Origin of the sequence: Leptolyngbya cf. ectocarpi LEGE 11479 (assembly GCF_015207065.1) — a bacterium.
Taxonomy (GTDB): domain Bacteria; phylum Cyanobacteriota; class Cyanobacteriia; order Phormidesmidales; family Phormidesmidaceae; genus Leptothoe; species Leptothoe ectocarpi.
In genome coordinates this window covers 1-12,267 of record NZ_JADEXP010000187.1, presented here as the reverse complement: position 1 = coordinate 12,267, position 12,267 = coordinate 1, and the positions used below count along the sequence as shown (strand labels likewise).

At 50.4% G+C, this 12,267-nt stretch carries 10 protein-coding genes; 7 read left to right on the top strand and 3 right to left on the bottom strand.

What is annotated here, in order from left to right:
* A partial coding sequence (locus tag IQ260_RS18525; RefSeq protein ID WP_193994586.1) for a translocation/assembly module TamB domain-containing protein occupies window positions 1–2,157 on the top strand: 2,157 nt, incomplete at its 5' end.
* 254 nt (window positions 2,158–2,411) lie between these two features.
* Window positions 2,412–3,281, top strand: coding sequence for a tetratricopeptide repeat protein (locus tag IQ260_RS18520; protein ID WP_193994585.1), 870 nt, complete (start codon window positions 2,412–2,414; stop codon window positions 3,279–3,281).
* A gap of 25 nt (window positions 3,282–3,306) precedes the next feature.
* Here IQ260_RS18520 and IQ260_RS18515 read toward each other — a convergent pair whose 3' ends face one another.
* Window positions 3,307–3,702 carry a response regulator gene (locus IQ260_RS18515; protein WP_193994584.1) on the bottom strand — a complete coding sequence of 132 codons (396 nt, stop codon included), beginning with the start codon at window positions 3,700–3,702 and terminating at the stop codon, window positions 3,307–3,309.
* A 324-nt stretch (window positions 3,703–4,026) separates the two neighbouring features.
* On the opposite strand from IQ260_RS18515, the gene gyrA reads away from it, so the two are divergent.
* Window positions 4,027–6,528 (top strand): DNA gyrase subunit A, encoded by a 2,502-nt coding sequence (gyrA, locus tag IQ260_RS18510; RefSeq protein ID WP_193994583.1) that lies wholly within the window; start codon window positions 4,027–4,029, stop codon window positions 6,526–6,528.
* 28 nt (window positions 6,529–6,556) lie between these two features.
* On the top strand, window positions 6,557–7,783 hold the full coding sequence (locus IQ260_RS18505) for an ABC transporter ATP-binding protein (protein ID WP_193994582.1): 1,227 nt from the start codon (window positions 6,557–6,559) through the stop codon (window positions 7,781–7,783).
* Between the two features lie 172 nt (window positions 7,784–7,955).
* Here the strand turns inward: IQ260_RS18505 and IQ260_RS18500 are convergent, their stop codons facing one another.
* Window positions 7,956–8,729: a hypothetical protein gene (locus IQ260_RS18500; protein ID WP_193994581.1), complete on the bottom strand. Its 774-nt coding sequence runs from the start codon at window positions 8,727–8,729 to the stop codon at window positions 7,956–7,958.
* Between the two features lie 533 nt (window positions 8,730–9,262).
* Between IQ260_RS18500 and IQ260_RS18495 the strand changes: the two genes are divergently transcribed.
* A complete protein-coding gene (locus tag IQ260_RS18495; RefSeq protein ID WP_193994580.1) occupies window positions 9,263–10,408 on the top strand; it encodes an ATP-dependent 6-phosphofructokinase in 1,146 nt (381 codons plus the stop codon).
* A gap of 132 nt (window positions 10,409–10,540) precedes the next feature.
* Entirely contained in the window at window positions 10,541–11,161 is a 621-nt protein-coding gene (locus IQ260_RS18490; RefSeq protein WP_193994579.1) for a TetR/AcrR family transcriptional regulator, read from the top strand.
* Here the strand turns inward: IQ260_RS18490 and IQ260_RS18485 are convergent.
* Complete coding sequence (locus tag IQ260_RS18485; RefSeq protein WP_193994578.1) at window positions 11,158–11,649, bottom strand: HugZ family pyridoxamine 5'-phosphate oxidase; 492 nt, start codon at window positions 11,647–11,649, stop codon at window positions 11,158–11,160. The two genes, IQ260_RS18490 and IQ260_RS18485, sit on opposite strands and share 4 nt — an antisense overlap.
* Window positions 11,650–11,814: 165 nt before the next feature.
* On the opposite strand from IQ260_RS18485, the gene IQ260_RS18480 reads away from it, so the two are divergent.
* Window positions 11,815–12,204, top strand: coding sequence for a RidA family protein (locus IQ260_RS18480; RefSeq protein ID WP_228016244.1), 390 nt, complete (start codon window positions 11,815–11,817; stop codon window positions 12,202–12,204).
* The last annotated feature ends 63 nt before the right edge of the window (window positions 12,205–12,267 follow it).

Sequence of the window (12,267 nt, the reverse complement as noted above, 5' to 3'; positions counted from 1 at the left end):
GTTAGCCTCAGCGGTACTCCCCAACAGCTACCGGAGATAATTTTTGATGTGCAGGGGCAAGACTGGCAATGGAGTCCAGACTTTCAAGCCGATCGGGTAATTGCACAAGGTCAGCTAATGGATGGCAACCTGACGCTTCAGCCTGTCCGTTTAGAAACCACCTTAGACCCTAACTCTGATGGAGAAATTCAGCAGGCCTTTGTTACCCTGGCAGGTAACTTATCGCTGACCGAAAAAGACAGTTCTGGTCTGCAGCTTGTCGCAGAGCAACTGCCAGTAGACGCCCTGCGCGGCATTTTTAATCTGCCTTTAGGGTTAGATGGGCGTTTAAATGCGCTAGCAAACTTTAGTGGCAGTATCGGTAACCCCACGGTTAGGGGAAATATTGTCCTGGTGGATGGCATCATTAACGACCAACCCATCGAGCAGGCAGATGGGCTATTTCTATATGAAAATGCCCGACTGCTCTTGGATGGCAAACTGACCCAGGTGAATAATCCGGAGCCGCTCACCTTGGTGGGAGACATTCCCTATGCTTTTAACTTTATGACGGTGCAGCCTGATGATGATCGCATTGCGTTGACCATTGATGTGGCCGATGAAGGGTTAGCCCTGCTGAATGTGCTCAACAATCAGGTGAGCTGGGAGTCAGGGAAAGGACGGGTATTGGTCAATGTTGAGGGACGTCTGAGTCGCCCCATTGTGACCGGTGAGATGGATGTGAGCGAAGCGGTGTTGCGATCGCCACTGCTCCCGGATCCTCTAACAGATTTTGCCGGAAATATCATTTTTGAAGACAATCAGATCATTGTAAAAACGCTACAAGGGAACTATGGAAATGGCCGTCTGCAAGCGGCTGGCAGTTTTCCCCTAGGCTTTCCATTTCTAATTAGCGCTCCTGAGCTAGCCGTTTTGGGGGCGGACCCACCCGAGGCGGCGGACGAAACCACCGATGAAAGCACTAATGAAACCACTGCCGACCCCGCTCCCGAAGAAGCCGGTCCCCTCAGCCCGGACAGCTCGGACAGTGCCGATACGCCACCTATCCACCCCTCTGGCGCCCTAACGGTCACCCTTGATGATATCGACCTCGAACTCAAAGGGATCTACCGAGGAGGCGTCAACGGCCAGGTAGTGGTGGGGGGTAGTCTGTTATTGGGCGGTCCCCAGCTAGGCGGTGTAGTAGAGCTGTCCGATGGTCGTCTGTTTCTACCCGAAGGCAATAATAATGCCGCCGCTGCTCCAGAATCAGAAGAGATTCCCCTGTTTGTACCTCGGTTTGAAAACCTCAAAATCACCCTGGCGAAGAATATCCAGATTCAACAAAGTAATCTACTCAATGTTGTTGCCCAGGGAGATTTACGCATCACGGGTCCCCTCCGACCCTTCCGTGCCATTGAACCCGAAGGCGTCATTCGTCTGCGGTCCGGTCGCATCAACCTGCTGACCACAACATTTCGGTTAGCCGGTCGCGATAACGTTGCCCGATTTATTCCAGAGCGGGGAATTGCCGATCCCGTCCTTGACGTAACCCTGCGCACATCGGTTACAGAAACTCGGCAACGAAACGTGGTCGAAGCCACCGCCTTTGCCTCATCAGAAATTACCGATTCCGCCATCGATCGGTTCCAGGGCACCACCGGCATAGAAACCATTCGCATCCGCGCTAATTACCAAGGCACAGCCAGTAAGCTGCTGGAGAGTTTATTTCTCTCAGACATTAGCGATACCGTGATCGAACTCTCTAGCTCTCCCCCTCGATCTAGACAAGAAATTATTAATCTACTCAGCGGTAGCTACGTTGCCGCCCTGCAGTCCGGTCAAGGCGTCATTAATTTCTTTGGCGGAGCATTGCTAAACCGTCTGCAAGATTTTATTAGCAGCACCCTAAACCTGAGTGAGTTTCGCCTCTTCCCAGTGACAGGAGCCTCACGCTTTTCCAGTGAAGACAACAGCGGGTCTAGCCTGGATGTGGCAACGGAAATTGGATTTGATGTCACCAACAACATCACCCTATCTTTAGTCAAAATATTGACTGACAATACACCGACAGAATTTAACCTGCGCTATCGATTGACAGATGAATTTACAATTCGGGGAACGACTAACTTCGACGATCGCAATCGAGTTTTGTTAGAGTTTGAAACGAGATTTTAAGAAGTGTCTCTGGGCCTATCCGAGGCTATCTGGGTATGATGTTTTTCGCCTAGGCGTTCTATTTCCCATAAGTTTATCAAATTGCCAGTTTCCCACTGGAGGGTGTATCTATACTGATAACTAGCCAAATGACCGAAATAGATCACTAAAGACGCTTTCAAGCTCAGTCTATCCACAAATGTATTCCTAAAATAATTCTCAGACCGCTTCAGCCTCCGAATTTTTCCGACGTCTTAACACTCTGTCCACACCCTATGAATCAGCTCATATCTCGGCTTACTCGTCCTACACTCGCTACGCTGCTTGCCCTACTGGGCTGTGGCTGGACGATCCGGGCTGCAGAGGCCCAGGCACTACTGCCCTACACGCTGCCCTTAGATGAGGAGCGACTGACGGCAACCGGACTCACATTGGCCCAAGAGGCCGCCCAGCTAGCTCAGTTTCAGCAGTACGATGAGGCCCTAGCGCGGATTCAACTGGCCGCTCAGCTGGCCCCCCAAGATCCGCAGATCCTAACGTTGATGGGTAGCTTATATTTACAGGTAGGCGACAGTGCTGCCGCCGTCACCACCCTAGAAAGTGCAAAGGCCCTCAGTGATGATGATCCTGTTGTTTGGTTTAGCTTGGGCTCGGCCTATTTTAGCGAAGCCAAATATTTGCAAGCGGCCAATGCTTTAGAGAAAGGACTTGGCTTAGAACCCAGCAATTCCGGTGCTCATTTTGATCTGGGGAACACCTATTACAAACTCAATCGCTATCAAAAGGCCATTGAGCAGTATGAAATGGCCGTTAGTTTTAACGAACTCTTTTGGCCTGCTATTAACAATATTGGTCTCGTTCTATATGAAATGGGAGAGTCGGAGTCAGCAATTGTGGAGTGGGAGCGTTCTTTAACGGTGTCTGAGGAGGAACCAGAGCCTACTTTAGCCATTGCGGTTGCTCAGTATGCCGCCAACATTGACCGTCCTAAAGCGATCGAAGCTGCAACGGCTGCTCTAGAGCGAGACAGTCGCTATGCTGATCTAGATTTTTTGGCGGATAACCTTTGGGGGAGTCGCTTATTGGGGGCGACCGAAGCCATGTTTGGTACGCCTGGATTGCAGGAAGTACTCTCAGGTCTGTAGGGATGCACAGGGGCGCATCTATTTCCTATTCACCGATCATGGCTTTGACGTCATCTACAAACTTTTGGTGATCCACGATCGGCTTTGAGATATAGCCATCGGCTCCACTCTGTTGTAGAAAGGTTTCCCGATCGCCATCCATGGCATGGGCAGTCACTAAAATAATCGGTAGTTGGGCAGTACTGTCATTGGCTTTCAGCATCTGGGTAATGCGGATGCCATCCACTGGTTTTCCTTGATAGACACTGTGGGATAGGGAAACGTCCATTAAAATCACATCCACTTCGCCACTTTCGGCAATTTGCATGACTTCATCGACGTTCTCAGTGTGTTTGACCGCCAGGCCACCCCGCTTGGTCAAAATCTTGGAGAACACGCGTGCATTGATCATGTCGTCTTCCACGATTAAAACCGTTTTCATAGGCATTCCGTTAACACAGCAACGTTACTATAACTGGTGTTGGTCATAGGCCTAGGAGGGGCTAGACCAGTGAGTATTGAGGCTTGATTAAATACAACGACTCGGGCACGCAAGCGTTTACAAGTCTATTGAATTCTTGATTGATTTGGATTTTAACTATTGCGGATCCATGACGCTTGTGTATAAGGTACAGCATTGGTAAGGCTAAACCACGTCCAAGTTAAAACCTAGAGTTTTATCGACGGCAACCTTAAACCTTACAGTTACTGGACGTGGACAAGGTTGCTTTAATGCTTTCGAGGCGGCTTTCAAGGATACGAAATCATGGCAGACCAGCTAAATGCGTTTTCAGATGAACAAATTGTCGTCACGTCTCTTCATACAGAGGTGCAGCGATCATATCTGGAATATGCCATGAGCGTTATCGTCGGGCGGGCCTTGCCTGACGTGCGCGATGGCCTCAAGCCAGTCCATCGGCGTATCCTCTATGCTATGCACGAGCTGGGTTTGACCCCCGATCGGCCCTTTCGTAAATGTGCCCGTGTGGTGGGGGATGTGCTGGGTAAATATCACCCCCATGGAGACCAGGCTGTGTACGATGCGCTAGTGCGCATGGTGCAGGATTTTTCCAGCCGCTATCCGTTGCTAGATGGCCATGGCAATTTTGGCTCGGTGGATAATGATCCGCCTGCCGCCATGCGCTATACGGAAACGCGACTGGCCTCTGTTAGCCATGAGTCTTTACTCAATGAGATCAGCGAAGCCACCGTTGATTTTATTGATAACTTTGATAGTTCTCAGCAGGAACCAACGGTCTTACCAGCCCAGCTGCCAAACCTCTTACTCAATGGCAGCTCGGGTATTGCCGTGGGCATGGCGACAAATATTCCGCCCCATAACCTGGGGGAGGTGATTGATGGTTTGATTGCGATTATCGATCGACCTGCGCTTACAGATGAGGCGCTATTTAAGCTGATTCCGGGTCCAGATTTTCCCACGGGCGGTGAGATCACCGATACCAAGGGCATCCACGATGCCTATCGCACTGGCCGGGGCAGTATTCCGGTGCGAGGGATTGCTAGCTTTGAGGAAGTTCAGCCGGGTAAAGGACGACAGCGTCGCAATGCCATTGTGGTGACAGAGCTACCCTATCAAGTCAATAAAGCAGGCTGGATTGAAAAAGTTGCTAATTTAGTCAACCAGGGCAGGATTGAAGGTATTGCGGATATTCGCGATGAAAGCGATCGCGACGGCATGCGGGTGGTGATCGAATTAAAGCGAGAAGCGCAGCCCCACAGTATTTTGACCACGCTCTATAAAATGACGCCCCTGCAGAGCAATTTTGGGGCGATTATGCTGGCTCTCGATGGCGGGCAGCCGATTCAGATGCCCCTGCGCCATATGCTGCAGTCGTTTCTAGATTTTCGTGAAGAGACGCTGGTTAAGCAATATACCAACGAGCTGGAAAAGACCGATCGGCGATTACACATTGTGGAAGGTCTGTTGACGGCCCTCGACAGTATTGATGAGGTGATTGAAATCCTTCGGGCAGCGCCAGATGGTTCATCAGCGAAGCTGGAAATCAGCGAGCGTTTTGAGCTGAGCGATCGTCAGGCCGATGCCATTTTAGCGATGCCCCTACGGCGCTTAGTGGGGTTAGAGCAAGACAATCTGCTCAACGAGTTTGATGAGCTATCGACGATCAAGGAAAATCTTGAGCGTCTGCTATCGGATCGTAAAGAACGGCTTAAGGCCCTTAAAAAAGATCTCAGAAAGCTCAAAAAAGCCTTTGGTGATGAGCGCCGAACTCGACTGCAGACGGCCAGTGAGCGGGCTGCTGAAGCAGAGCGGTTGGCTAGCCTAGAAGCCCAGGCCCAGGAAGAGGAAACTGTGGTTGAGTTTACTCGGAAAGGGTATGCCAGACGTCTATCTCCGCGCACCTACCAACGACGGCAAGGAAAGCAGGAGAAGCTGGCCACTAAGTTAACGGAGTTAGATGATGTTGTCACCCAGACGGAATTTGCCTGGACCACCCATAATTTTCTGGTATTTTCTCGCGATGGAAAGGCGTTTAGCCTAACAGTGAATGATGTGCCTCTAGCTCAGCGGCAGTCTAAAGGGCAGCCTTTATTTAATCTGTTACCCGATGCCATTGGCAACGATCCGGACACGGTCCTTCCGCCGATTTTGCTCACAGCTGAGGTGATGGCGCAGCAGATTATTTTGGTGACAGCCCAGGGAAAAATTAAGCGGTTGCCGCTGACCGAGTTTGAGTCAATTACAGGGCGCGGATTAGTGGCGATTAAGCTCAAGCCAGAGGACTACTTAGCCTATGCAGTCCTGGCTGATTTAGACCAAGATTTAATGCTGGCGTCCTCCGGTGGACGACTTTTACGATTCACCATTGATCGCGATCAGCTACCGGATACGAGTCGAAACTCCCAAGGGACCCAGGCAATTCGAGTGATTAAGGGGGAGTCGGTCATGGGCTGTGTACCGATTCAAAATCAGAGCAAGGTGTTACTCATGTCCACCAAGGGATATGCCAAACGGATGCAGGTAGGAGCCATTAAGCGCAGTAGCCGTGGTGGTATTGGCTCCCAGTCATTTAAGTTTAGTCAAAATGGTGATAGCCTAGCCACATTGGTGGAGGCTCCAGACACAGCTGAATTTACGGTGGTCACGAGTCAGGATCGGGCGGCGCGTTTGAGAATATCGCGGGTATCGCTACAGGGACGTAGTCAGCCGTGCGATCGCATCTTGACCCCTGCCCGTGGTGAAACCATCACCGATATTCTAGTATCTGTAGATCCCCCCGCCGAGTAATATCGGTCCTCAGAAATAGGAAGCAAACGTGGCCGAGGTCGTTATAGACAACGTTTACAAAACATTTCCTCGTCAATCGTCGGATGCCAAGGCAGCGACGGTGCTCAAACGAATTTATCTAGATGTCAAAGACGGCGAATTTATGGTCCTAGTGGGGCCATCGGGCTGTGGTAAAAGTACCTTACTCCGGCTAATTGCCGGTTTAGAAAGTATTACCGGTGGCACGATTGCTATCGGCAAACGGCGGGTCAATATTCTGCCTCCCAAACAGCGGGATGTGGCCATGGTATTCCAGAGCTATGCCCTGTATCCCCACCTGAGCGTGTATGACAACCTGGCCTTTGGGCTGCGTCGCACCGTAGCGAGCGATTTACCCACCATTACTCGCTGGCAGCAGATCTTGTTTGGCCTCACCCGGCTGCTGCCCCCAGGGTTTCACTACTGGCCAGAGCGGGAACAGGCCATTGCCCAGCGAGTGAAAGCCATCGCTGAGATTTTACAAATTACCCCATTGCTAAAGCGGTTACCTCGACAGCTTTCAGGGGGACAAAAACAGCGGGTGGCGCTGGGGCGAGCCATGGCCCGCAACCCGCAGGTATTTTTGATGGACGAACCCCTATCAAATCTAGATGCCAAGCTACGGACTGAAACCCGAGCCCAGATTGTCGAACTACAGCGACGGTTAGGCACTACGACCATCTATGTCACCCATGATCAAGTAGAAGCCATGACCATGGGGGATCGGATTGCGGTTATGCATGAAGGGGTAATTCAGCAGATTGCGGCTCCGTTGGAACTCTATCAGTATCCAGCCAACCGGTTTGTGGCGTCATTTATTGGCTCACCACCGATGAATTTTCTGAGCGTCCAGGTGCAAATGCCTCTAACGCTGGTCCACCCAGCATTTCGACTAACATTACCGAGCCAGTGGGAACCCATCTTAGCCACCCATGGAAATCGATCTTTGACCCTAGGCATTCGTCCGGAACATTTGCGATTGGCCGTGCCCGCTCCCAAACATTTAGCGGTGACCGTTCAGCGGGCTGAAGCCTTAGGTAGTGAAACCTACCTCACCGTAGAGTTGGATGATGTCTCAGCAGAAAATGCACTGCTAGTGCGTTTAGATGGGATTGAAGCCCAGGTGCCTCGTCCAGGGGACAAACTGACCTTAGGAATCCGCGTGGAACATGTGCACCTGTTTGACCCAGAAACAGGAGAAACCATTGTTTCAGACCGGCTAGTCAAGACCGTCTAGTGAAAACCGGTTAGCCAAGACTGGCTGATTAAAACTGGTTAGCCAAGACTGGCTGATTAAAACTGGTTAGCTAAGACCGGCTGATTAAAACTGGTTAGCCAAGACTGGCTAAACACTGCTGTTTTAGATGTTTAAATATGAGACTTTTAGGTAATAATACTTATCAAGATACCTACTGGTCCGAACGAGTTTTTTTACTTAACCGTAGCCCTAGACCGGCTAGCAGTGCGATCGCAACCGCTGACGTCGGTTCTGGTACCGATGTTGGATCTCCCTCATCCGGCTCAGTTATCATCACCTGAAAATTGGTAATGGTGGCCTGGGACCGACCAAACTGGTTATCAGCGGTGCCAATTTGAAATCCAAATACGTGGTTAGCGACAACCTGAACAGACGTGGTGCCAGACTGCGTAGCAGGACCATTCCGATCAATTAGCTCGGTAAAAACACCGTCCGTCCGAGGAGAGTCAGGAGGGAAAGTGCCGATGGCAAATCCAAAAGGGTCAAATCTAGCCCCACCGGGGTCAGCGGTACTATAGTCCCAGTCAAAGAAAAGAGTGCTTGTTTCGGGGACAGTTACAAATACAGTAGTAAAGCTCCTGTCACACAAAAACAGAGCTTGGGATGGTAAATCCGTAGACTCACAGCTAAGCCCAAACTGCTCCAAAATCTCAGACTGATTACTGCCTAATAGGGTCAGTGAATCGGGCGCATCACTAAAATCAGCTGAGCCATTAAAAGGAGCCAGGGGAATATTATTGATAGTCAGTGGTGTGGTGTCGACGTTGGGAAACGCTGGGCTCCCATTGAACAACTCCCAATTGTCAGGCGCAAAGTCACCCGTAAACCCAACTTGAGCGGCTGCCATCTGGGCTGTCGCACCCATTACGGCGGCAGATACTACCAACGTTCCTAAAAATTTTTCTAAAATGGCCTGTGCCATCATATTCCGTAGTAAAAAAACCTTAACCTTACTGTTCTTAACAAGGGTTAGTGGACCTAACCGGAAGATGACCTGATATCCGTACAAATCAACACGCGTTTAGCACTGCGTTTCGGATTGAGTTGCCGTTACATCGAATATAGTCATTTAAACTGTGAACGTCGGGTACAACCACAGCCATTTACTAAAACAATATTGTTGCTATACCTTTGTTAAAGTTGATGAGTACCGCCGCAATAAGTTCTGGTAAAGGTCTAATTAATCATCAATAAAATCTGAGGTTGTCATCAGTAATTACGCTGAATTGCCCATGACAGCTAAGCCAATTCCCCTACTAAAATGTTTGTTACTTTGAACATTAGGCCTATTTCTAAACCCTTGATATAGCAACAAATTCCGTAATCTGGATATACAAAAGTATTGCGGAGTATATCGTCCTATCAATAATTGCTCAGAATACTCCCATGGTCTGAGTAGACGTCACGCTAACCCTGTAGTCTTAAAATCGCGTTCTAAACGGTTAGCGTAGAGATACTATGGGACAGCATCGGGACAGAAAAAGAATTGGCCTACTGACAAGTGGTGGAGATTGTGCCGGACTGAATGCCGCATTGCGAGCGGTTGTTCATCGGGCTGACAGCTATGGTTGGGAAGTGTTAGGGATTTCTCGTGCCACCCAGGGACTAATGGCCCGTCCGCCTGAATATGTAGAGTTTGATGTGTCCAGTACCCACGATTTATTGTTAGCGGGGGGAACTCTTCTGGGCACCACCAATAAGGGAAATCCGTTTGATTTTCCATTGCCCAATGGGTCTACTTGCGATCGCTCCCAAGAAATCATTGATGGCTACCATCTGTTGGGACTAGATGCCCTGATTGGCATCGGCGGGGACGGTAGTATGGCCATTCTTCGTCGCCTGGCTCAGCAAGGGGGACTCAACCTCGTCGGTATTCCCAAAACCATTGATAACGATCTGGGCTGTACCGAGCGCTCCATCGGGTTTGATACGGCGGTCAATATTGCCACAGAGGCCTTAGACCGGCTGCACTTTACCGCCGCCAGTCATTCGCGGGTAATGATTCTAGAGGTGATGGGTCGGGATGCTGGACATATCGCTCTCAATGCCGGCATTGCTGGCGGGGCCGATATTGTTCTAACCCCTGAAATTCCCTACACCATCGACAATATTTGCCGCACCATCAAGGGATTAAAACGGAACTTTGCCACCATTATTGTGGCCGAGGCGGTTTGTACCGAAGCTGGTGAGAAAGTGACCCAGACCAATCGCTTGGGGCAATGTCGACTGGGGGGCATTGGTGAACACTTAGCTGAGCAAATTACTGAAGCCATTGGGGCTGAAACCCGCGTCACGGTTCTAGGACATGTGCAGCGAGGCGGCGCACCATCGCCGTTAGACCGAGTGTTGGCCACCGCCTTTGGAGTAGAAGCGGTTGATCTGATCGCCTCTCAAAAGTACGACCACATGGTGAGCTGGCAAAATCGTCAGGTGGTGCATGTGCCTATTGCCGATGCGATCGCAGAATATCGCGCCGTCAATCCCGAGGATACACTGGTCAAAACAGCTCGCGGCATGGGAATTTGCCTGGGCGACGCCCCCTGTCACGTGGTTAACCATCACATTCGCTGTGACGCCAATGTGTTAGCCCAAGTGTCTACCTAAGTCGTCTATAAGTCGCGCCACCGGGAACAGATTCAGTGGGCTGGAGAGCCCACTGAATGTAAGCTTCTGTTAACCAATGACATGATTAAGCAGATCACGATAGACAATAGCCCAAAGGCGTAGAGACTCTGTATGCAATTTGCTAAACCGCTGACGACGTCCCAAGATGATACTCAAGAGAAGATTCTCGGGGCAGCCCAGCGGCTATTCGCCCGACGTGGCTACGGTGGTACCACCACCCGAGATTTAGCCCAAGCAGCAGGGGTAGCTGAAGGCACCCTATTTCGTCACTTTGATAGCAAAAAAGCTATTTTGATTGAGGTGGCCACCCGTGGCTGGGTAGACTTGTTGACCGATTTACTCACAGAGCTGAGTGAAATGGCCAACTATAAAGCGATTGCTAAGGTTATGCGCAAACGCATGCTAAATCTTTCGGCCAATACCGACATGCTGCGCGTGTGTTTTATGGAAGCGCAGTTTCACCCAGAACTACGGGAACGGGTACAGGCCGAAGTCATTATCAAAATGACCGATGTGGCCGAAGCATTTTTCCAAACGGCCATGGACCGAGGTACCTATCGCCCCATGAACCCTCGAGTTGTTGCCCGGATTTTCCTAGGCATGTTTACCATTGCCGGGTTTAGCCAAGTCACATTGGCAGATGAAGCCAGCTCACCCCAGGATATGAAGGAACTGGCAGAAACCCTAGCAGAGATTTTTCTCAATGGCGTGTTAGCTAATCCCGAAGCCTAACGCTGGCGTCTGGGCTCCAGCTGCGTCAGATCACTCGCATTAACCCGATAGGCTGCTCCAAAGCCAATCACAAACTGTCCTGACTGAGGCTGTAATTGAAATAGCTGAAAGTCAGGTAGTTCCTTCATCAGTCCCACCACATGGCCAAACCGCTGCTCAAAGCGGCCAATCAGCGCTTGCCATTGCCCCGTATCACGGGGTAGCGCTTTGGCCATGCAGCCATAGGTCAAACGCCGCCGCGCAAAGATCTCTTTTGTCTCCGCTTCATCTTCAATCAAAAGAACACTGGCCCGACCCGTTTCCTTGAGATTAGCTGTATGCGCTGACAAACCACTGATATAGATATAGATGCTCTTATCAGCGTCGATTAAAAAAGGAGCATAGCTAGCCTGGGGGATACCATCAGCGCCGACGGTGCTCAGGACAATACTGCGAAACTTATCCGGAAATTCTTGATAAAGCTCAGTTACACGATCAAAGTCAGCCATGGCAGGGCAACAGTAGACGGGGATTTTATCTCATGTTTCAAAGTAACATCTGCGGCGTGCGCTCCGGTCTCTAGACCGCGTTCAGACACCCAAAATCCTGCCGCGCTAAAACAGTATGTATGGTGAGGCATCCGGTAAAATACTAGAGCTACTCAATTTCACATTATGATTCGTCGCATTGTCCAAACCGATCAAGCCCCAGCTCCAGTGGGTCCCTACAACCAGGCGGTTGTCGCCTCAGGTGAGATGGTGTTTGTTTCAGGACAGATTGCCCTAGATCCAAGCAGCGGTGCGCTAGTGGGTGAAGGGGATGTGGCCACCCAAACCAAACAGTGTCTTAATAACCTGAATGCTGTTTTGGCCGCCGCCGGAGCCACCCTGGCCAATGTGGTCAAAACCTCTGTCTTTCTAAAAGATATGAATGATTTCAGCACCATGAATGGTGTTTATGCAACTTACTTTGATGACGATACAGCCCCGGCTAGAGCCTGTGTTGAAGTGGCTCGTTTGCCTAAAGATGTCCTGGTCGAAATCGAGTGCATTGCTGTTGTGTAGGTGCTGTATAGGTAATGTTAAGTTGACGATTTGGATTTGGCGCGTTACCGTACGGGTATCAAA